Raw genomic sequence first — 241 nt, forward strand, 5'->3', positions numbered from 1 at the left:
GATGCAATCGTGCCGATCAGGGCAGTCCAGATGCCATACTGCAACAACCGAGCCTGCAACATGCGGAGCGAGACCTCGATCGAGCGGCCGGATGTCAGCAACTTGCGGACACTGGCGATGATCTCCTTGGTCTCTCCCCACGTCTCGGTCACGCTGCCCATCAGTTCCCGCTGCTTGAAGACTTCGCCAACGTCGATGCGAGCGGCGCGCACCATGAATTTCGCTTCGTCTTGCAGCGGAT

At 59.8% G+C, this 241-nt stretch carries 1 protein-coding gene; it reads right to left on the bottom strand.

The annotated features are described in order from the left end of the window. Positions 1–241, bottom strand: a 241-nt coding sequence (locus tag RMT89_RS45165) for a hypothetical protein (protein ID WP_315889554.1), incomplete at both ends; no start/stop codon positions are given.

The sequence above is a fragment of the Streptomyces sp. P17 genome (genome assembly GCF_032436805.1).
GTDB lineage: Bacteria > Actinomycetota > Actinomycetes > Streptomycetales > Streptomycetaceae > Streptomyces.